Source organism: Arenibacter palladensis (assembly GCF_900129275.1).
In the GTDB taxonomy this organism is placed as follows: Bacteria; Bacteroidota; Bacteroidia; order Flavobacteriales; family Flavobacteriaceae; genus Arenibacter; species Arenibacter palladensis.
Genome location: NZ_FQUX01000001.1, coordinates 1145579 through 1167373 on the forward strand (window position 1 = coordinate 1145579; position 21795 = coordinate 1167373).

Here is a 21795-nt window from a genome sequence, read left to right on the forward strand (position 1 = left end):
TCCTTTCTTCACCGCTCACAACTAAATTTCCTTGATCAATTCCCTAAATAATTTTATCATTTTTGGTTCGGTTTTCCCTGCAATTGCAATTATTTCGGAAATGTTGACGGGTTTTAGGTTGTCAGGATCGCATTCGTCCGTTAGTACCGATACGGCTACTACTGGTAATTTTAAGTGATTGGCCACGATGACCTCTGGCACAGTGCTCATACCAACGGCATCGGCGCCAATAATTTTTAGCATTCTATATTCCGCCTTAGTTTCCAGTTGAGGCCCTACCACGGAGGCGTAAACCCCCTTCTGCAGGGTAATGTTTTCCTTTTTGGCTATTTTCTCCAAAATTTTGCGCATAGGAATGTCATATGGTTCGCTCATATCTGTAAAACGATCTCCAAATTGGCTTACGTTTTTAAATGCCAAGGGAGACCCGCCCTGAAGGTTAATGTGGTCCTCGATGAGCATAAGGTCGCCTTTTTTGAAATTGGGGTTGATGGCCCCGGCAGCATTGGAGATAAATAGTTTTTTTATTCCCAACATTTGCATTACCCGGATAGGGTAGGTAACGTCCAAGAGGTCATATCCTTCGTAAAAGTGAAACCTGCCCTGCATCACTACCACTTTTTTGCCTTCCAGGATTCCATAGATCAATTTCCCGGAATGGAATTCTACGGTAGCCAAAGGAAAATAAGGAATATGGTTGTAGTGCGCTTCTATCGGATTCTCAATTTCATCTGCCAGTTTGCCTAGGCCAGTTCCCAGTACAATTCCAATTTCAGGGGTTTCAAAGCCTTTTCCAATTAAATAATCAGTAGATTCTTTAAGTATTTTGCCCGTCATATAATTTCAGTTTTTTAAAAAGGTTCGGAAGATTTCAATATCCTTAATATCTTCAAAGTAGTCAATATCATTTTTGGCAGCCAACAAGCCGTAGTTCATATTATTCAGATCCTGTATTGTGTCTTCCAATACAGTATCCGAGCCCCAGATTTTATCTTCAAACACAGCTGGGTTAAAGACTTTCATCCCCAGTAAATAATAGCCGCCGTCAATAGCTGGGCCTATTACGTAATCGTGATGATCCAAGAGATTAAAAGCTTCCAATAGATCATTTTGGTTTAAATCGTACATATCACTGCCAATAATAATAATTTTTTCATGGCCCACATTAAATCCTTCCCTAAAGGCATTGGACATACGCTCGCCCAAATCATTACCGGATTGTACTTTTTTTTCATAAACGGATCTATCCCAAATATCATTTTCCCAAATATCATCGGAATAGTAGACCCATTTCGCAATATTTAAGTCCCGGGTAATATTCTTGGTGTGATTAAGTAAAAATTTATATATGTTTAGGGCACTCACATCGCCCACAGTTGCCGCCAATCTGGTCTTGCACCGGCCAAGTTCGGGGTTGCGTGTAAAGATTATGAGTAAGTCTTTGGGGTGGCTCATTTGGACTGTTGAATATCTTATTAATTTAACGGACTTGGTCTTAATGGTCGTTATAGGTTTGTATTCATTACTTAATTGTAGGCAAGAAATTGAGAATTGCATAGGCCCCTATATCCTTGGCCCTCGTCAGGGCTGAATGGTGTCTTTTGGTGATATAGGCATTCAATTATTGTGTTTTTTATGTCCGTATACTTTGGTGGCATTGTTCAACATTTTGCCCCAATGCCTGTTATAGGCATGCACTCTATCCGTCTCTTGTCCAATGGAATCATACACTGGAAAACCCTTATTTTTCCATTCAAAAATACCGCCATAAAGGTTGTAGACTTCTTTATAACCATTTTTTAGGAGCTTTTCCCCGACTTTTTCTGATCGGATCCCTATGGAGCAATAGACCACGATAGGCCTATTTTTGTCAGGAACAATGGCTAAAATAGTGTCTGTATCAAAATTTTTATTGCCTACCCAGATGGCCTTGGCTATATGGCTTACCTCAAATTCAACTTTTTCCCTGGTATCCAAGAGCAGAAACTGGGTATTCCTTGTTAAACCTTCCGCCGCTATATAAGGCACGCAGTTGTTGTTGTTGAACTTCCTTAAGGTCTTGTCTATCTCACTTTGACCGCGAAGTCCGCAAAGAAAAATGAGGCTTATGAGGATATGGAACAGATATTTCATTTGAAGATATAATCGCATGGCAAAGATAGTATATTGGTAATATAACCTTAAGGGTTAGCCAATGGGCCACAAATTAATTTTATTTATGACTTAAAGGAACTCCATTATTAAAATTTGATTTTTTAATTTCACCGTTCGGTAACTGCGCAATTTGTTTTTTTGTAAAGCTTTAAAATATTTTGCTGTTGTCCTTGTAATCTGTCTTTGCTATTGATAAATCTCATTTTAATATTATTATATGCCCGATAAAAAGAAAAAGAGTCATGACTTTAAATCCAACATCTATTCCTATTGGAAAAAATCCAGAAGGTTTAGGGTTGGGATTTTTGCTGACATACATGATGCCTTGTTTATTATAGCGGGGATTTTTTCTGCTGCTTTTGGTTTGGAGAGTTTTCTATTGCCTAATAGTTTTATTGATGGTGGGGCAACGGGAATCTCACTTTTGATCTCGGAAATCTCGTCTATACCCTTATATATATTGATTATTCTTGTCAATATTCCATTTATATTTCTTGGTTATAGGGTGATAGGCAAACAATTTGCCGTTAAGGCCTCTTTGGCAATTATAGGTCTGGCCATAGTTTTGGCCACGGTACACTTCCCGGAAGTTACCGAGGACAAGCTTTTAGTAGCTGTTTTTGGTGGATTTTTCCTAGGTGCTGGTATCGGTCTTTCCATTAGGGGAGGCGGTGTCTTGGATGGCACCGAGGTACTTGCCATTTATCTGAGTAGGAAATTAAGGACCAAAATTGGGGATAATATAATTGTAATAAATATTATAATATTCTTGGCCGCTGCCTATTTCCTTTCTCTGGAAACTGCCCTTTATTCCATGTTGACCTATTTATCGGCTTCGAAAACCTTGGATTTTGTGGTGGATGGGATAGAGGAGTACACTGGAGTTACCATTATATCTGCCCGTAGTGAGGAAATTAGACTAATGATTACGGAAAAACTGGGAAGGGGCCTCACCATCTATAAGGGTCATGGCGGTTACGGTAAAAGCGGTGTACATAATGAGTACGACATTATTTATGCGGTAATTACCAGGCTGGAGATTAGTAAACTAAATACCGAACTGGAAAAGATAGATCCAAATGCCTTTGTTGTAATGAACAGTATAAATGACACTAAAGGTGGGATGATTAAAAAGCGGGCTTTGAACCACTAAAATTCCAATTATTCCACAAATATGTAAGTATTGCGGGAGTATTGCTACCAATGTAACTATTGTTACCAATTGCTGCTTGGAGAAGGGCTAATTTTGGGAGCAAATAGGATTACATTTTTATGGAACAAGCAGTACAGAAAACGAAAGGTGAATTGATTCGTGATAGTTTAAAGTCGTCCATGAGTTATTTGGATTACAGGTTAATGGTTTCCAATTTAGCTTTAGAGGGAAAATCAACTGGATCAGTAGAAAGTCAGGAATTGAGCGATTATACACGTCTGAACGATCAACGGATGAAACGTTTGGACAAGACCATTAAGATCGATGTTAATTCGGAAGCCAAAATTAAAGGAGTAGATAAAAAAACTACCTGGTTGGTACTTACTGAGAGTTGGTGTGGCGATGCTGCCCAAACCCTACCTGTAATGAATAAGATTGCGGATTTAAATGGGAATATTTCGTTAAGGCTTGTATTGCGCGATGACAACCTAGAACTAATGGAGCAGTTTTTGTCCAATGGTGCTATGGCCATTCCAAAATTGATCGCCATTGATGAAACTACGGGCAAGGTTACAGGGGAATGGGGCTCACGTCCGTCCATTGCAACTAAAATGGTGCAGGATTACAAAAGTAAATATGGGAAGTTAACGGCAGAATTTAAGCAGGATCTGCAGCTGTGGTATAATAAGGATAAGGGGCAGAATACGGTGAGCGACCTTTTATCTTTACTTTTCTTGAAATAGATAAGTAATGGTGCCCATTTGTTCAGCCTTTTCTCCGGCATTAAATTTGGATTTTAAGGCATATTCAATGGCGTTATCCACAAGACAACCATTTAGGGTGCTGGAACTTTTTTTGTTTACATCGGCCTCTATGACCTTTCCCAACGGGTCAACCTTTATATTAATGACTACTTTACCTCCTTCTATACAGGTATAAATAGGTATGGGAAGGCTGGTATGCCTCCTGTCTACCAAGGAATAGGAAATAGAAGTCCGTCTTTTGGCCAAATTGTTGGTCATTACTTCTTTACTAGCTTCCTTTTCTCCCAAAAGTTCTTGTTTTTCCCTTCTTCTCCTAGCCAATTCCTTTACTCTTGCCGCATATTCCGAGTCGGTGCTAAGGTAGTCGGTAGGATCGTCACTATCGGCGGACAGTTCCTGTTCCTCCAATATTTCCTCCAGTGTTTTGAGTGGCTCGGGGTTGCCAAAACTGGGTTTATTGGCCTCGTTATAGGCCATATGGCTTTTAACGGGATCTGCCTTGGCCATTTCCTCCATTTCCTTTATTTCTTCTTCAATTTCCTTTTCCAGATCCTCCTCTTCCAACAAACTTAATTCAATAACATACTCTTCCTTTTCTTCTTGCCCCAAGTGGATGTTGTATAAACCTAGTACCACCAAGGCCATGGAAAAGAATGTTATTAAGAAAGAAAGTTGTTTACGGTTTAAATTCATAGTGATATAACCACGTTTTATCAAAAATATTTCAAATTATCGACGAACGGTTAGGTTACCACTTATTATATCGAGATTTAACTGTCGATTTGCAGTAATTTACCAAATTCCTCGGGGGTTATGGCTTTATTTACGTTGTAATCGCCTATTTTGGTTCTTTTCAACGAGGATAAATGCGCACCGGATTGCAGTGCCTTACCGAAATCATGGGCCAAAGACCTAATATAAGTGCCTTTGCTACAGACCACCCTAAACTGTACCATGGGCAGTGAAATGGAGGTAATTTCAAACTCGGTAATAGTGACCTTTCTCTTTTTAATCTCCACTTCCTTACCTTCCCTGGCATATTCATAAAGTCTTTTGCCGTCTTTTTTGAGCGCAGAAAAAACAGGCGGAATTTGTTCTATATCCCCAATAAATTGGGCAGTGGTACTGTGGATCAGTTCATTGGTAATATGATCCACGGGGTATTTTTCGTTTATTTCGGTTTCCAGATCATAAGAAGGGGTTGTGCCTCCTAGGGTAATAGTGCCTGTATACTCTTTTTCCTGACCCTGTAGTTCGTTTATGGTTTTGGTAGCTTTTCCAGTACAAATAAGTAATAAGCCTGTGGCCAGTGGGTCAAGGGTTCCGGCGTGGCCTATCTTAATTTTCTTTAGCTGGAATTTCTTTCTAATTTTCCATTTTAAGGAATTAACAGCCTGAAAGGATGACCAACCAAGCGGTTTGTCTATAAGTAATACCTGCCCGTCTAAAAAGTCTTCCTTTGTCATTAGATTACCGTTAGTGGACTTATAAAATAATGAATGACAATGATTGCGATACCCACAACGATTCTATAATAGCCAAAAACCTTGAAGCCATGTTTGCTTAAATATCCTATAAAAGTCTTAATGGCGAAAAGGGCCACAATAAAACCAACCACGTTTCCTATAATCAATAAATTTATTTGTTCGGAGGTAAGGGTAAACCCAGCATCGTAATAGTCGTAACTCTTTTTAAGGGTGGCCCCCAACATGGTGGGCAAGGCCAGAAAGAATGAAAATTCTGCCGCAGCCGTCCTTGTGAGTTTTTGGGTCATACCTCCAACAATACTGGCACCACTTCTGGAAACACCTGGAATCATTGCCAAACACTGGAAGAGTCCAATCTTAAAGGCTGTGGCATATGAAATATCGGTGTTGTCCGAATTTCCAAATAAGTCGTCGACCCTCAACAATATTAAACCTCCAATCACCAAAGAAAAGGCAACTACAAGTGGGCTTTCCAACAGCGAATCTATGACATTACTTAAAAGAAGGCCTAAAACCACCGCAGGAATAAAGGCGACCAGGAGCTTATAATAAAAATCGATGCTTTGGAAAAAGCGTTTAAAATAGAGCACCACAACGGAAAGGATAGTGCCCAGTTGGATAACGATAGTAAACAATTTCGTGAAATCTTCCTGTGCAATACCAAAAAAGGAAGATGTAATAATCATGTGTCCAGTTGAAGAAACCGGTAAATACTCGGTTATGCCTTCAATAATGGCAAGAATAATAGCCTCAAATATGTCCAAAATTTATTTTTTCTTATGCGGATTCAACAGAATGGCGTAAACTTCTATCCCCAGGCCGATCAATACTAATGTTGGAGCCAAGCGTATTCTTCTGAAATTATAAATTTCAGGATTAAAGACATTGGGATCGTCACTTCCTCCACCGCTCATAAGGATAAAACCTAGGCTTATAAAGGCCAGGCCAACAAACATAAAGAGGTAATTTTTTTTCTGAAAAATAAATTCCCGTTTAGGCCTTTGTGGTTGATTGTTGTTTTGTTTTTTACTCATGCCGCAAAGTTAATAATATAAATCGTCCGTTCTAAGATTTAAGAAACGTTGTGTCGCAAAAAATGTACTGATAAAAGAAATCAAGACCCCTAAAAAGAAAACGCTTGCAAATAGAAATATGAGAATTGTCGGGTCCTGAAACAGGTTGAGTTCCGGAAAATTTATATCCACATAATAAATTACAAAGCCTAAGGCAATTAATGCCAGGACCGCACCAAGGACCCCCAATTTAATGTTGGTCCATATAAAGGGTCTACGGATAAAAGTTTTGGTGGCTCCAACCATCTGCATGGTCTTTATGATAAAGCGCTTGGAGTAAATGGATAGTCGGATGGAACTATTTATCAATAGCACAGCGATAAAGGTGAAAATTCCACTGGCAACCAGAATCCAGAAACTTATTTTTTTTACGTTATCGTTTAAAAGTGTAATCAAGGGTTTGTCGTAGCTCACTTCTTCAATATAGTCCCGACTTGAAATTTCCTCTGCTATTTCGGCAATCTTCTCTGTAGAAACATAATCAGCCTTAAGTTGCACGTCTATGGAATTCTTAAGGGGATTATATCCCAAGAAATCCAAAAAATTCTCTCCAATTTCTTCACTGTGTTGTTCTGCCGCCTGTTCTTTGGAAACATAGGTGGCCTTTTTGGTGTATTCGGCCATGGCCAAACTTTTTTGTAATTGGTCAACCTCCACCTCCTTGGCATTGTCCTTAAGAAAGACAGATATGGTGATCTGTTCCTTAAAATGATCGGCCAGTTTTTTGGTGTTCAGTACCAAAAGCCCCAATATACCCAATAGAAAAAGGACTAGGCCAATACTTAGGACTACTGAGAAATAGGAAGAAATCAGTTTTCTTTTTTGAAAACGTTCGAATGATGTGCTCATAGTACAAAATCAATATGTAAAAATAGGAAAGTAAATTGAATTAAAAATAGCAGAGGCTCCTTTCCTCACTAATTAGAAGCTGTGTTATGGTCTAACGGTTTCATTTGGCCTCTTGAAAACCTCTTCTTTTTACTAGAATTATCTTTTTAAGGCGAAATGGCCTTTTTTTATGTTGTTGTTAACTTTAAATTGAAACCAATAATCAGAGGCGGGAAGTTCTCGCCCATGATAACTGCCATCCCATTCGAAAGGACTGTTCATGGTGGTTTTTAAAAGGTTGCCATAGCGGTCAAAAATACTTAATTGTGCCGGTTTTAAATTTTCGGCCCCACTAATCTTGAAAGTATCATGTATGCCATCTCCATTAGGGGTAAAAAATTTAGGGATTACCAAATGAACATAAGGGAGATTTGCTGTACCACAGTTGTTTTTTACACGGGCAAAGAGGGTATATAATCCGCCCTCAGTATTGGTAAACTGATTATCGTCTTGGTAATTATAACCATCTAGGGAATATTCAAAATCCCCATTATTATCCATGATTATGGTAAGGGTGTATTCCTCCGAAATGGCTGTTTTTATTTTAGGCGTATCAATTTGATTTAGGGTAATGGTTTTCGTAGTAGAACAGCCGTTGCCATTGGTTAGTGTAACAGTATAGATTCCGGGAATACTAACATTAATATCAGAGGTAGTTTCGCCGGTACTCCACTTATAGTCTACATTACTTGTGTCGGAGGACAAGGTAATGGTCGTATTTTCACAGAAACTCAGGGTTTCATCTGTTGGTGTTGGGGGGTCGTCATGTACAATAATGGATACGGCTGTCCTTTGGCTGGAGGAACAACTTAATATGGAATCGGGAATGTGAACGAAGGAGCCAGGGACCGGTGGTCCTAAAGGGGCGGGAAAAGCCCGAGCTTCAGCATAATAAGTGCCCGATGTTAGAGCCAAAAGAGTGGTACTGTTGGCAAGCAACAGATTACCGCCTATGGGTTCGTCATACCAATCCACTGTTAAATCTTCATACCATTCTACTTCTTCATCTATGCTTACAGTTAGCATCCTGTTTTCGGATCTACAAGCTTCTATATTTCCAAGGCTCAGGGGAGGGTCGGGCTGGGGTACGTTAAAAATCTCGTATACTTGATAATCAAAATTACATAAAGAGCCAGGTAATTCTTCATCGATTAATACGTACCTATAAAAACGATAATTGGTCGACGACGATGGAATAATATATCGGTTGCCGAGTCCTGGTACATTACTAATAGCGTCTTCCCAATCTCTGCCATCTGTACTTTTCTGCCATTTATTGACGTATTTAAAATTTTCTGTTTGTTGAGGGCTTGAACGAATGATTGTAGAATTTACTTGAAGTCTTATACTGGTAGGAGGCGCTGTTTCACAGCGGGGAAAACTAGTATTACCATATTCATCGTATACGACAGTCTGAACGCGGCAATTTTGGGCAACAGTATTCAACGTTTTTGGGATTGTAATTGTTTGCTTTTTATGAGGGGAATATGCGAGTGTGTGTCGAGAAATACTGCCTTGATTGCTTTCGGTTTCATCCCATGCCGAAAATAGGGGCAGGCTGGTGAGTATTGTGTTATGCCTAAATTCTCCAAGAACAAAATTGCTGTAAAAGCAAACTACTATAAGTAGTTTAATACACAGTTGTCCTGAGAAATGGTTCATATTGAAAGTTATATATTTTGAGACAAATTAGCAACTTGTACCGTTGACATGTCATTTTGCCGCTTGTAATCCCTTATAAAGGGTTTAATTCTCCAGGGCTTGCCTGCCCGTTCCGGTCAGGCCGGCCTTTACTGTAAGATGTTTTTTAAGTAGCATGCCACTTATTCTTGGGGCTAGGGTATTCATTAGATTTATTTTTAAGGTGTGAAAATGGCTGGAGGGATGTTGTTGTAGCCTGCATGAAACAATTCCTAATTTATATATTCTTACCACTATAATCTTCATCTTAGGCCCTATTGTGATAGTTCATTTCATAGATTAAACTTATTTTTGCGCTACATTAATAAATGCAGGGGTGTGCAGTAGGTACACTGGATTAAAATACAATAGATTAGGATGACTTACGATTTTAGGAAGATTGAAGAAAAGTGGCAGAAATTTTGGGCGGAAAACCAAACCTTTAAAGCGGAGAATAGCTCCCAGAAAGAAAAGTTTTATGTGTTGGATATGTTTCCATATCCTTCCGGTGCCGGTTTGCATGTTGGGCATCCTTTAGGTTATATTGCCAGTGATATCTATGCGCGTTACAAAAGGCACAAAGGGTTTAATGTGTTGCATCCTATGGGATACGATTCCTTTGGTTTGCCTGCGGAGCAATATGCCATTCAGACAGGGCAACATCCTGCCATAACTACGGAGACCAATATTAACAGATATAGGGAGCAGTTGGATAAAATAGGTTTTTCTTTCGATTGGAGCAGAGAAGTTCGTACCTCCGATCCCAGTTATTACAAATGGACACAATGGATCTTTATCCAGCTTTTTAATTCCTGGTACAATAAGGATTCCGATAAGGCTGAAGATATTTCAAGTCTGATCGCGATTTTTGAAAAAGAGGGCAACCAAAGTGTAAATGCGGTTTGTGATGAAGATGTTAGGGCGTTTTCGGCAGCTGACTGGAAAGCCTTTACCGCAAAGGAACAGCAGGAAGTGTTGTTACAATATAGGTTGACGTATTTGGCGGAGACCGAAGTAAATTGGTGTCCGGTTTTGGGAACCGTATTGGCGAACGACGAGATTGTCAATGGAGTTTCGGAGCGGGGCGGTCATCCAGTTGTTCGTAAAAAAATGACCCAATGGAGTATGCGAATCTCTGCCTATGCCCAACGGTTGTTGGATGATTTAACTATGGTAGATTGGCCTCAGCCCTTAAAGGACTCCCAAACCAATTGGATAGGTAGGTCCGAGGGTGCAGAAGTTACATTTAGGGTCAAGGGGCGTGAAGAGGTTATAGATGTTTTCACCACCAGACCAGATACTATTTTTGGGGTTAGTTTTATGACCTTGGCCCCGGAACACGAATTGGTTGGCAAAATAACCACTGCTGGGCAAAGGGAGGAAGTAGAGGCCTATATAGCGGCTACGGCCAAACGCAGTGAGCGCGACCGTATGGCCGATGTAAAGACCATTACCGGAGCCTTTACCGGGGCTTATGCAGAACACCCGTTTAGCAGGGAGCCCATCCCAATTTGGATCGGGGATTATGTATTGGCGGGCTATGGTACCGGGGCGGTAATGTCCGTTCCCTGTGGAGATCAGCGCGATTACGACTTTGCAAAACATTTCAACATTCCCATTCCCAATATATTTGAGGGAGTGGACATTTCCGAAGAGGCCTTTGCCGATAAGGAAAAGACAGTTATTGGCAATTCCGATTTTTTAAATGGGCTTCCCTATAAAAAGGCCGTGAAACGCGTTATTTTCGAATTGGAAAAATTGGAACAGGGAACAGGAAAGATCAACTACAGGTTGCGCGATGCTGTTTTTAGTCGCCAGCGTTATTGGGGGGAACCTTTTCCGGTATACTATGTGGACGGAATGCCACAAATGATCTGTGCGGAACATTTGCCTATTGTACTACCTGAAGTTGAGAAATATTTGCCCACCGAGACCGGGGAACCACCTTTGGGCAATGCCACTATTTGGGCCTGGGACGTAAACAAGTCGGCAGTAGTAAGTAATCAGTTAATAGATCATAAAACTGTATTTCCATTGGAGTTGAACACTATGCCGGGTTGGGCAGGAAGTTCGTACTATTTTAACCGTTATATGGATCCCAATAATGAAAACGAAATATTTTCAAAAGAGGCCATTGACTATTGGCAAGACGTAGACTTGTATATTGGGGGTAGTGAACATGCTACCGGACATTTGTTATATAGCCGTTTTTGGCAGAAGTTTTTGTTCGATAAAGGCATTGTGCCAAAACCGGAATTTGCCAAAAAACTGATCAATCAAGGGATGATCACAGGGACAAGTGCCTTCATTTATAGATTGGAAGGCCAAAATACACTTGTTTCAAGGAATTTAATAGGAGATAGATCGGTACAGCCACTGCACGTAGATGTGGCATTGGTGAATCCATCCGATGAGTTGGATTTGGTAAGATTCAAGAAAAATCCCCTTTACGCCGACTTTAAGGATGCCGAGTTTGTTTTAGAGGACGGGAAATACATTGTTGGTAGGGAAGTGGAAAAAATGTCCAAATCCAAATACAATGTGGTGAGTCCGGATAGTATCTGCCATGAGTACGGTGCAGATTCCCTTCGTTTGTACGAGATGTTCCTAGGACCTTTGGAGCAATCCAAACCTTGGAATACCGCTGGTATTACGGGGGTACACAGTTTTCTTAAGAAAATGTGGCGTTTGTTCCACGGGGGAGAAGAAGGGGCGTTCTTGGTCACCGATGCCGAACCTACAGCAGATAATTTAAAGACTTTGCACAAAACTATAAAGAAGGTGGAGGAAGATGTGGAGAATTTCTCCTTTAACACCTCTGTATCTACCTTTATGATTGCCGTGAATGAACTGTCTGCCCAGAAATGTTCCAGCAAGGCTATTTTAGAGCCTTTGGCCATTTTGGTTTCTGCCTATGCGCCCCATATAGCCGAGGAACTTTGGAGTAAATTGGGACACGCTACCTCTATTTCTACGGCTCCCTTTCCTAAATTTGAAGGCAAGTATTTGGTGGAGAGCAGTAAGGAATACCCCATTTCTTTCAATGGAAAAGTGCGCTTTAAATTGGAATTGCCGGCAGATCTTTCTAAAGAGGAAATAGAGGCTGCTGTAATGGCGCATGACAAAACACAGGAACAACTACAGGGTCGTACCCCTAAAAAGGTGATCGTGGTCCCAGGAAAAATTGTCAATATAGTAGGATAGGGAGATTGTTCCAAGGCTTAAGTTGGTTTTGGTTATATATTTAAATATTAATTCACCTTATGGGGTTTGCCCATAAAATTGTATCTAGCGGAATGGAGAATATAGAAATCATGGGGCTGGTGGCGGCCGTACTTACTACCTATTCTATAGTACCGCAGGTATATAAGACGTGGAGCAATAAATCTACCAAGGATATTTCGCTCACCATGTATTTGGCTATGTTCCTTGGGGTGGTTCTTTGGCTTATTTATGGTATTTACCATGATAGTATACCTATGATCTTGGCCAATTTTATTACAGCGGTATTACTTTTTGTTATGATTGTCCTTAAGTTAAAATACAAATAGCCGGGAATTTCCTTATTAGGATTTCTTATTATTTGGCACTGTTGATGGATCGCCTTTATTTTGGGTTCGTACACATAATGTGAAAAGCATAATAATCCATGTTCACGGCCCTCATTTAGAGGATTTTCTTTTTTTTTATATTTTTTTGTTCCATTTTTGGAATTCCCACCATCATATAATAATGGTAAAGAATAAGGCTATTTGCCGGAAAGCTGGTTTTTTCGGATAGTAATAAAACAAGAGATAATGAAAGTAGGCATTCCCAAAGAAATGAAAAATAACGAAAGCAGGGTTGGCATGACGCCTGCCGGGGTTTTCGAGTTGGTGAAAAACAACCATACGGTATATGTTCAATCCGGGGCTGGTAATGGTAGCGGGTTTTTAAACATAGATTACCAGCAGGCTGGTGCCATAGTTTTGGATACCATCGGTCAGGTTTATGCTATGAGCGACATGATCGTTAAAGTAAAGGAGCCAGTAAAGGAGGAGTACGCCTATGTGCAAAGAGGGCAGATTGTTTTTACGTATTTTCATTTTGCCTCTAGTGAGGTCCTTACAGAAGCCATGATAGATCGTAAGGGTGTTTGCATAGCTTATGAAACCGTAGAAGATGAAGACGGGTCGTTGCCTTTATTGACGCCTATGTCCGAAGTTGCCGGAAGAATGGCCATTCAACAAGGGGCCAAATATTTGGAGAAGCCGGAAAAAGGCAGGGGGGTGCTTCTTGGAGGCGTTCCAGGAGTGGCACCGGGAAGGGTTTTGGTACTGGGAGCCGGTGTTGTAGGAATTCAAGCTGCTAAAATGGCAGCTGGACTTGGTGCCCATGTGACCATTCTGGATATTAATATGAAACGGCTTCGCTATGTAAACGATGTAATGCCAAGCCATGTGGTAACGGAATTTTCAAATGAGTTCAATATAAGGAAACACATTAAGGACCATGATCTAATTGTTGGAGGTATCTTACTAAAGGGAGCCAAAGCCCCTAAGATCATTACTCGAGATATGCTAAAGGATATGCGTCCAGGTACCGTAATTGTGGATGTGGCCGTAGATCAAGGGGGGTGTGTGGAAACCACTAGGCCCACTACGCATGAGAACCCTGTATATATTATAGACGACGTGGTTCATTACTGCGTTACCAATATGCCGGGGGCAGTTCCTCATACGTCAACCATGGCCTTGACCAATGTAACCCTGCCTTATGTGGTGAAACTGGCCAACATGGGTTGGGAGCAAGCCTGTCAGAAGGATGCATCCCTGCAAAAAGGGTTGAATATAGTAAAGGGAAAGGTAATCTGTAAAGAGATTTTGGAAGCCTTCAAATGGCAAGCCTTGGATGACTAGACCGTACATTTTGTCATATATCCCACCCCGTCATAATTTGGCGGGGTTTTTGATTGTTTAGAAAAGAAAGAATTACTTGATATTAAGAAAAGGAAACTTTAGTATATTGGATTAATTTTAAAAAGAGAATTGTTATGATGATGTATTATATATTACTGGGTGCTATAGCTCTGGTGAGTTGGTTGGTTAGTAATAAATTAAAAAGTAAATTTAAGCACTATTCCAAAGTGCATTTGCGCAACGGTATGAGTGGTGCCGAAATTGCCGAAAAGATGTTGGCAGACCATGGAATCAGGGATGTAAAGGTTATTTCTACACCAGGAATGCTAACGGACCACTACAATCCGGTAAACAAAACGGTTAATTTAAGTGAAGGGGTATACAATCAAAGAAACGCTTCAGCAGCGGCGGTCGCGGCCCACGAATGTGGACATGCGGTGCAACATGCTACGGCATATGAATGGTTGACCCTGCGTTCCAAATTGGTGCCTGTGGTAAGTGTTACCTCAGGAATGTCCATGTGGGTGGTTTTTGGTGGTATTATGCTGGGAGCTGCAGCCGGAGTTGGTCTAGGTTATTGGGTAGCCGTGGCAGGTCTAATTATGATGGGGCTAGCTACCTTGTTTAGCTTTATCACCTTGCCTGTTGAGTATGATGCCAGTAACCGTGCCCTTGCGTGGTTAAAGAACAAGAATATGGTGACCCAAGAAGAATATAAAGGGTCTGAGGATGCTTTAAAATGGGCTGCCAGAACTTACTTGGTAGCGGCAATAGGATCCTTGGCAACCTTGGTCTATTGGGCCATGCAAGTTTTGGGAAGTAGGGACTAAGACTTATGACAAATCAAATAAAAAGGGACATCCAGAAAGATGTCCTTTTTTTATATCGTTATTTGTCGGTCTATTTGTTGGTCCAAAGAAATAAAGGTCTCTGTTCTGGATACACCTTCTATCTGCTGTATATCCCTATTAAGTACGTGCATAAGATGTTCGTTGTCCCTGCAAAGTACTTTTATAAGAATGGACCAGTTTCCTGTGGTATAATGGCATTCCAATACCTCTGGGATTTTTTCAAGTTCCTTAACGGCTACAGGATTGCTCATGGCCTTATCCAAGTAAATGCCAATGTAGGCCATGGTGGTGTACCCCAAAACTTTGGGGTTGATAATGAATTTAGAACCTGCAATTAAACCCGAAGCTTCCAACTTTCGCAACCTTTGATGAATGGCAGCTCCTGAGATCCCTATATTTCTGGCAATTTCCAGAACGGGCTTTCTAGCATCGTCCATCAAAAATCTTAGTATCTTTTTGTCGATACCATCAATTTTAATGTTTTCGTTATTGGATTTCATCGGTTCTACTTCAATTTCTATATAAAGATACCAAAATGGTTTTACATCTTAACTAGCAACAGAGTCGGGATTATAACCCAAGTAGGGTACCTGATATTCCTTAAAGTGAATTCCATAGCTTTTAAGTTGCTTTAAAATAGGCTCGTAGACTTCCCGTCTTATTGGCAATTGTACTCCTGGAGTGGTGATTTTTTTGTTTAATATCAATAAGGTGGCCATGGCTACCGGTAGTCCAACTGTCTTGGCCATTGCAGTATAGGTTCGGTCTTCGCCAATAACCACTGTATTGGAATCTATTTGTTCCTTTTTTCCGTTAAGTTCGTACCCAAATTTGTGGTACATAACAATCATATCCTTATCCGTATTGGCCAAGGTCCAACTATCTTCCAGGATTCTTTGCAAAATTTGTGCAGGAGTGGCATTTTTTAATTCAATCTTCCTAGTGGAATCAAAAAGGTGCAATTCCATTAATTTTTCCCACATAATATCATCTTGGTCTATCTTAAGGTAATGCCGCAGTTTTAATTCTACGGTATTGGTAGGCGAATAAGGAAGAAATAAGTTTACGAATTCGCGGTAGGACATTCCCTCAGAATTCTCAATGGTATAGCTGTCGTCGGTCATGCCCAACTGTACGAACATGTTCCACGCCTTGGAAAAGCCTACCCTTCGCATGGTGCCCCTATATAGGGTAAGTACATTCTCCAGTCCGTAGGCTTCCCTGTATTTTAGTGAGTCCCTGTTGGCGTACACTTCAAATTTTCCGTAGCCTTTTACATCCAAAAATTCGGTCCTTCTAAATAGTTTGTGGTAGGGGATATATTTGTAGGTGCCTTCTTGAATAAATTTGGCTACTCCGCCCTGACCGGCCAACACAACATTTCTGGGATTCCAGGTAAATTTATAGTTCCACAGGTTGTCGTCATTTTCCGGGGCCACCAAACCACCGGTGAAAGATTCGAACAGTATCATTTTACCACCGCGAGCCCTTATATTGTCTATGACCTGCATGGCACTCATGTGGTCTATTCCGGGATCCAAGCCAATTTCGTTCATAAAAACCAATCCCTTTTCTTTGGCCTGTTGGTCCAAGGCCAAGATATCATCACTTATATAGGAGGCTGTAACCAAATGTTTTGTAAATTGAATGCAATCCAGTGCCACCTTGATGTGAAAACGCGCAGGGAGCATGGAAATGACGATATCCGATTGTTCAATGGCCCTACTTCTGTCGTTATCATTTAAAATATCCAATTTTAAAATCGTACAGGATTTATGTAATTTTATTTTATCGGGAAGAACTTCCGGATTTAAGTCACAAATAGTAATATGTAAATTTTCGACCTCTGCTTTTTGTATTAAATAATCCAACAAATATGCAGTGGATTTTCCGGTGCCTACAACGAGAATTTTTCTACGCATGGGTATTTTACTTTTCTATTTCACGGATACTAAGTTATCAAATTGTTATATTTGTAAGAAATAAGCCTTAATAAGTTATGAACAAAACAATTTTTGGCACTGGTATATTTTTCGGCCTAACGGCAGTTCTTTTGGGAGCTTTTGGCGCACATGGTTTGGAAAAAATGGTTGATGCCAAGGCCATTGAGACCTTTGAAACCGGGGTGCGGTACCAGATGTACCACGCTTTGTTCCTTTTAATTTTGGGAGGGAGCAATATATTGGTCAACGAGAGAAAAAGGATGATCTATTATTTTATCGTGGTCGGAATTGTATGTTTTTCTTTTTCAATTTACCTTTTGGCCATCAATGAGTTGACTAGTTTTGATTTTAAGAAATTGGCGCTATTGACACCCCTTGGAGGTGTTCTCTTGATTACGGGTTGGATACTTCTGGGTATTAGGGTTCTTAATCAAAAACCATTAAACTAAAACCAACAAGCTCATAGAGCACTTATATATTTCTAATAAAACTCAATTATCATGAATTCATTAACACCCTCAACTAAATCGATTGCGTTGGAGACGTATGGTATAACCAGTAAAAAAATCCATTACCAATTGGCACCGTCCAAACTTCATGAAATTACTGTGGAAAAGGGCATGGGAGTAACTTCGTCTACTGGGGCTTTGGCCATTAATACCGGTGAATTTACCGGGAGGTCGCCTATGGACAGATTTATAGTAAAGGATGATATTACGGCCGATAAAATTTGGTGGGGAAATGTGAATATACCTTTTGAAAGCGAAAAGTTTGATGCCCTTTACAACAAGGTCATCAAATATCTTAATGAAAAGGAACTTTATGTAAGGGATTGTTTTGCTTGCGCAGACGATGATTACAAGATGAACATCAGGGTCATTAATGAATATCCTTGGTCCAATATGTTTGCCTATAATATGTTTTTAAGACCTACTGAGGAGGAGTTGGTGGGTTTTGACCCGGAATGGACCGTGATCAATGCACCAGGTTTTATGGCAAAGGCAGAGGAAGATGGGACAAGGCAGCATAATTTTGCCATCTTGAATTTCACCCGTAAAATTGCCTTGATAGGAGGTACCGGATATACGGGGGAAATTAAAAAAGGAATATTTTCTGCACTGAATTTCATTCTTCCCGTTTTTAAGAATTGCCTTCCCATGCATTGTTCGGCAAATGTTGGAGAAGATGGGGATACGGCTATCTTTTTTGGCCTTTCCGGAACGGGAAAGACTACATTATCGGCAGACCCACATAGAAAATTGATCGGAGATGATGAACATGGTTGGACCAAGGAAAATACCGTGTTTAATTTTGAGGGAGGTTGTTACGCCAAGGTCATTAATCTTTCGGAGGAAAACGAGCCTGAAATTTACGGAGCCATCAAGAAAGGGGCCCTTCTGGAGAACGTGGTCCTGGACGCCAATGGGGTGGTAGATTTTGCGGATACCTCCATTACCCAAAATACTAGGGTAAGTTATCCTATTTATAATATAGATAATATACAAGTGCCGTCCATTGGTAAGAACCCAAAGAATATTTTCTTTTTAACTGCCGATGCTTTTGGGGTATTGCCCCCAATTTCAAAACTGACCCCTAGTCAGGCAGCCTATCATTTTATATCTGGATATACGGCCAAGGTGGCCGGTACCGAGGCAGGGGTGGTAGAACCTGTGCCAAGCTTTTCGGCATGTTTTGGAGCGCCGTTTATGCCGTTGCACCCAACCAAATATGCGGAGATGCTCAGTAAAAAAATGCTGGATGCCGGAGTAAACGTATGGCTGGTAAATACGGGTTGGACCGGTGGCCCTTATGGGGTGGGTACCAGAATGAAATTAAAATATACCAGAGCCATGATCCATGCGGCCTTAAGTGGGGAATTGGGATTGTACAGCTATGATAAATACCATATCCACTCTGTTTTTGGAGTGGCACAGCCTAGGGAATGTCCTGGAGTCCCCACAAGTGTGTTAAGTCCGCGGGCAACATGGAACAATGACGAAGCCTATTATAAAACGGCCTTTAAATTGACCAATGCCTTTCGCGAAAACTTTAAGAAATTTGAGATCTATGCCAATGAGGAAATAAGGCGCGGGGGACCCCAACGATATGCATTCTAAAAGAAAAACCCCGAGGCTTGCCTCGGGGTTTTTCTTTTATCAGGTATTGCTAAATTAATTTTTCGGCAATAACTATTTCTTGTTTACACTAGTTATGTATCTCTGAAGAGCCATGGTCATAGAAGGCGTTTCCGGGGTAGGAGCCTGAATGTCTATTCTTAACCCTGCTTCCGTGGCCGCTTTAACCGTTGAATTTCCAAAAACCGCTATTCTGGTCTCGTTCTGTTTAAAATCAGGGAAGTTCTTTAACAATGATTCTATTCCGGACGGACTAAAGAATACCAATACATCATAGTATACATCCCTTAAGTCTGAAAGATCACTAATTACCGTTCTGTAAAAAATACCTCTGGTCCAATCTATTCCCAAACTATTAAGCGTTTCTGGAACAATCGGTTTAAGAACGTCAGAAGATGGTAATAGAAATTTTTCGTCCTTATATTTTTTGAACAAGGTATTTAAATCTGGAAAATTCATTTTCCCGACATATATTTTACGCTTGCGGTACACAACGTACTTTTGTAAATAGTAGGCTACTGCCTCTGACTGACAAAAATATTTCATCGTATCGGGAACCTTAAACCTCATTTCCTCCGCGATCCTAAAGAAATGATCCACCGCATTCCTACTAGTAAGAATAATGGCGGTAAAATTCTTAAGGTCAATTTTTTGTTGTCGGACCATTTTCGCATCAACACCTTCCACGTGGATAAAAGGTCTAAAATCTACCTTTATTTTCTCCTTATCAATAAGCTTGGAATAGGGGGAATTTTCCATCTTAGGTTCTGGCTGTGAAACCAAAATCGTTTTTACTTTCATAGGTTTCGATCTATTAGATAGTTTCCAACTATAATAATTGGTGCTATTTCAAGAGCGCAAAGGTACAAAATAAAATACACAAAATTACTGGCGATGAATTTTTGATGATTTCTCAATGTTGTTGTCCAACCAATGGCGTTTATAAGGAATACCAATAAAAGACTTATAAAAATCACTGCTTTTGACTCCTTGAAAACATAATTTAATAGAAGATTGGCAAATAGCATTACAATACCACTATAGTTGAGGTAAGAGAGTTTCTTGAAAATTATTTCGGAAATGGTCTTGTTGATATTAAATATGAAACCGTTGCCCAATTGCAAGAGTATTTTAATGGTAAAAAATAAAAGAAGTGAAATAAAAATGATGCCGTAGGTAACAAACTGTTGGCCTTCCGGAATTTTGAAAAAAACAGTATATGCAAAATATAGGAAAAGGGAAAAATTAAGTAATTGGAAAATACTGAAAAAAATACTGAACCAATTAAATAGTTTGTCCTTCTTTTGGTATAGGAAGATATATTTATTGTTGAACGGTAAGATTATATAGTTTAGGAAACGGCTATAAAAAGAGGTTTTTGCAAGTACCATAAAAAAGATACTTGAAAATAGGATAATGGTTATCCAGTCTACGTTATACTCATTTCTTAATATAGCTTCCATTTATCCGGTCTTGTTTTTATTTCCCGATACATCCAAAAAAAATCATTATAAAAAATACCCATCCTATTTTAATATAGGTCTGGGGTTTATTGCTTGAGTGCTGCCAATGCTAATAACGTGTATTTCATTCTCTTTAGTGTGGCCAACAATTCAATTGAATCCATTGGGCCAAACAAAGGGTGATATTTATTTTTTAGTGCTATTAAAAGGACCGGCCCAAACCTAAGCTTTTTTAACACCAAATCCATGGATAAAGATAAGAAACCTAATGCTATGGTGCTATATCTTCGTTAGGGGAATACCATTGGCTTTATTGGCGTCCTTCCTTTTTCCAAGGGCTTTAAATATTGGTTACGGCAAAATAATGATATCCTATCCGGGTTCATTAGGAATTCAATATGGTTGGGACGGCAATTTTTTCTCGGAAGTCTTAATTCGTTGTTGTTAAGCGCTCCAAATTAGGGGCCAAAACGAATTATTCGCCAACATGTGCAATCTTTAAAAAAATCATAAAACTTCACTGATATTTCACTACAGTTTTTAAAATACTATTTTTGCTAAAATTGCAATACCTAGATGGCGGATAGCTTGGTCATTATTCCTACCTTCAATGAAATTGAAAACATTGAGCTTATAATTCATTCCGTCTTTGCTTTGGAGCAGGATTTTCATATCCTAGTAGTAGATGATAATTCTCCCGACGGTACGGCCGAGGCCGTAAAAGCTTTGCAGGAACATTATCCAAATAGATTATTTTTAGAGGAAAGACGAGGAAAATCTGGTTTGGGAACGGCCTATATCCATGGGTTCAAATGGGCCATTGAAAGAAAGTATGAATTTATTTTTGAGATGGATGCCGATTTTTCACATGCCCCTCCAGATCTTTTAAAGCTACGGCAAGCCTGTGTTGATGGTGCGGATGTAGCTGTGGGATCTCGTTACAAAAAGGGAATTAATGTAGTAAATTGGCCCTTGCATAGAATATTATTATCCTATGGTGCTTCATTTTACGTGAAGTTGATAACGGGAATGAAGGTACACGACCCTACGGCCGGATTTGTTTGTTATAGGAGAAAGGTCTTGGAAACCATCAATTTGGATTCCATTAAATTTATTGGCTATGCATTTCAAATTGAAATGAAGTTCAGGGCCCATCTTCAAAATTATAGGATTGAAGAGGTGCCTATTATTTTTACCGATAGGATAAGGGGAAAATCAAAAATGAGTGCTTCCATTATTAACGAGGCCGTTTTTGGGGTACTACAGATGAAGTTGCGCAGTTTGTTTCACAAAAAGAAATTTTAAG

22 protein-coding genes are annotated in these 21795 nt (G+C 39.9%); 9 read left to right on the forward strand and 13 right to left on the reverse strand.

The genetic code is table 11. From position 1 onward, the window contains the following. Positions 1-21: 21 nt before the first annotated feature. The 3 genes from BUA60_RS04575 to BUA60_RS04585 form a co-directional block, all read right to left on the reverse strand. The gene (locus BUA60_RS04575; RefSeq protein WP_072860508.1) at positions 22-837 is read right to left on the reverse strand and encodes a purine-nucleoside phosphorylase; all 816 of its coding nucleotides are present in this window, start codon (positions 835-837) and stop codon (positions 22-24) included. A gap of 6 nt (positions 838-843) precedes the next feature. Then, entirely contained in the window at positions 844-1455 is a 612-nt protein-coding gene (locus tag BUA60_RS04580) for a TIGR04282 family arsenosugar biosynthesis glycosyltransferase (protein WP_072860509.1), read from the reverse strand. Positions 1456-1617: 162 nt separating this feature from the next. Then, positions 1618-2151: a rhodanese-like domain-containing protein gene (locus BUA60_RS04585; RefSeq protein WP_245802494.1), complete on the reverse strand. Its 534-nt coding sequence runs from the start codon at positions 2149-2151 to the stop codon at positions 1618-1620. Positions 2152-2371: 220 nt separating this feature from the next. Here BUA60_RS04585 and BUA60_RS04590 point away from each other — a divergent pair, with 220 nt between their 5' ends. Both BUA60_RS04590 and BUA60_RS04595 read left to right on the forward strand, forming a co-directional pair. Then, positions 2372-3307, forward strand: a complete 936-nt coding sequence (locus BUA60_RS04590; protein ID WP_072860511.1) for a YitT family protein — start codon at positions 2372-2374, stop codon at positions 3305-3307. Positions 3308-3426: 119 nt separating this feature from the next. Further along, positions 3427-4050, forward strand: a complete 624-nt coding sequence (locus tag BUA60_RS04595; RefSeq protein ID WP_072860512.1) for a thioredoxin family protein — start codon at positions 3427-3429, stop codon at positions 4048-4050. Here BUA60_RS04595 and BUA60_RS04600 read toward each other — a convergent pair. The 6 genes from BUA60_RS04600 to BUA60_RS04625 form a co-directional block, all read right to left on the reverse strand. Beyond that, positions 4033-4764: a hypothetical protein gene (locus BUA60_RS04600; protein ID WP_072860513.1), complete on the reverse strand. Its 732-nt coding sequence runs from the start codon at positions 4762-4764 to the stop codon at positions 4033-4035. The genes BUA60_RS04595 and BUA60_RS04600 overlap by 18 nt on opposite strands. 77 nt (positions 4765-4841) lie before the next feature. Next, positions 4842-5537: a tRNA pseudouridine(55) synthase TruB gene (truB, locus tag BUA60_RS04605; protein ID WP_072860514.1), complete on the reverse strand. Its 696-nt coding sequence runs from the start codon at positions 5535-5537 to the stop codon at positions 4842-4844. Further along, positions 5537-6322 (reverse strand): undecaprenyl-diphosphate phosphatase, encoded by a 786-nt coding sequence (locus tag BUA60_RS04610; protein ID WP_072860515.1) that lies wholly within the window; start codon positions 6320-6322, stop codon positions 5537-5539. The genes truB and BUA60_RS04610 overlap by 1 nt, the downstream gene beginning before the upstream one ends. A gap of 3 nt (positions 6323-6325) precedes the next feature. Beyond that, positions 6326-6592 carry a DUF3098 domain-containing protein gene (locus BUA60_RS04615; RefSeq protein ID WP_072860516.1) on the reverse strand — a complete coding sequence of 89 codons (267 nt, stop codon included), beginning with the start codon at positions 6590-6592 and terminating at the stop codon, positions 6326-6328. A gap of 9 nt (positions 6593-6601) precedes the next feature. Next, a complete protein-coding gene (locus BUA60_RS04620) occupies positions 6602-7480 on the reverse strand; it encodes a cell division protein FtsX (protein ID WP_072860517.1) in 879 nt (292 codons plus the stop codon). A gap of 138 nt (positions 7481-7618) precedes the next feature. Beyond that, positions 7619-9181: a T9SS type B sorting domain-containing protein gene (locus tag BUA60_RS04625; RefSeq protein ID WP_072860518.1), complete on the reverse strand. Its 1563-nt coding sequence runs from the start codon at positions 9179-9181 to the stop codon at positions 7619-7621. Between the two features lie 396 nt (positions 9182-9577). On the opposite strand from BUA60_RS04625, the gene leuS reads away from it, so the two are divergent. The 4 genes from leuS (at position 9578) to BUA60_RS04650 (ending at position 14927) form a co-directional block, all read left to right on the forward strand. Further along, the gene (gene leuS / locus BUA60_RS04635) at positions 9578-12403 is read left to right on the forward strand and encodes a leucine--tRNA ligase (RefSeq protein WP_072860520.1); all 2826 of its coding nucleotides are present in this window, start codon (positions 9578-9580) and stop codon (positions 12401-12403) included. A 92-nt stretch (positions 12404-12495) separates the two neighbouring features. Then, positions 12496-12750: a SemiSWEET family sugar transporter gene (locus tag BUA60_RS04640; protein ID WP_072860865.1), complete on the forward strand. Its 255-nt coding sequence runs from the start codon at positions 12496-12498 to the stop codon at positions 12748-12750. A gap of 246 nt (positions 12751-12996) precedes the next feature. After that, complete coding sequence (gene ald, locus BUA60_RS04645; protein ID WP_072860521.1) at positions 12997-14097, forward strand: alanine dehydrogenase; 1101 nt, start codon at positions 12997-12999, stop codon at positions 14095-14097. Between the two features lie 134 nt (positions 14098-14231). Further along, a complete protein-coding gene (locus BUA60_RS04650) occupies positions 14232-14927 on the forward strand; it encodes a zinc metallopeptidase (RefSeq protein WP_072860522.1) in 696 nt (231 codons plus the stop codon). Between the two features lie 50 nt (positions 14928-14977). Here BUA60_RS04650 and BUA60_RS04655 read toward each other — a convergent pair whose 3' ends face one another. Next, on the reverse strand, positions 14978-15448 hold the full coding sequence (locus BUA60_RS04655; RefSeq protein WP_072860523.1) for an Lrp/AsnC ligand binding domain-containing protein: 471 nt from the start codon (positions 15446-15448) through the stop codon (positions 14978-14980). A gap of 48 nt (positions 15449-15496) precedes the next feature. Then, complete coding sequence (locus tag BUA60_RS04660) at positions 15497-16870, reverse strand: saccharopine dehydrogenase family protein (RefSeq protein WP_072860524.1); 1374 nt, start codon at positions 16868-16870, stop codon at positions 15497-15499. Positions 16871-16947: 77 nt separating this feature from the next. Here BUA60_RS04660 and BUA60_RS04665 point away from each other — a divergent pair, with 77 nt between their 5' ends. Both BUA60_RS04665 and pckA read left to right on the forward strand, forming a co-directional pair. Further along, positions 16948-17340 carry a DUF423 domain-containing protein gene (locus BUA60_RS04665; RefSeq protein WP_072860525.1) on the forward strand — a complete coding sequence of 131 codons (393 nt, stop codon included), beginning with the start codon at positions 16948-16950 and terminating at the stop codon, positions 17338-17340. A 51-nt stretch (positions 17341-17391) separates the two neighbouring features. Beyond that, positions 17392-19008, forward strand: a complete 1617-nt coding sequence (gene pckA, locus BUA60_RS04670) for a phosphoenolpyruvate carboxykinase (ATP) (RefSeq protein ID WP_072860526.1) — start codon at positions 17392-17394, stop codon at positions 19006-19008. A 72-nt stretch (positions 19009-19080) separates the two neighbouring features. On the opposite strand, the gene BUA60_RS04675 is transcribed toward pckA, so the two are convergent. After that, entirely contained in the window at positions 19081-19827 is a 747-nt protein-coding gene (locus BUA60_RS04675) for a uroporphyrinogen-III synthase (RefSeq protein WP_031445552.1), read from the reverse strand. Then, a complete protein-coding gene (locus BUA60_RS04680; protein ID WP_072860527.1) occupies positions 19824-20489 on the reverse strand; it encodes a DUF4271 domain-containing protein in 666 nt (221 codons plus the stop codon). The genes BUA60_RS04675 and BUA60_RS04680 overlap by 4 nt, the downstream gene beginning before the upstream one ends. Before the next feature lie 576 nt (positions 20490-21065). On the opposite strand from BUA60_RS04680, the gene BUA60_RS04685 reads away from it, so the two are divergent. Beyond that, positions 21066-21794, forward strand: coding sequence for a polyprenol monophosphomannose synthase (locus BUA60_RS04685; protein WP_072860528.1), 729 nt, complete (start codon positions 21066-21068; stop codon positions 21792-21794). The last annotated feature ends 1 nt before the right edge of the window (position 21795 follow it).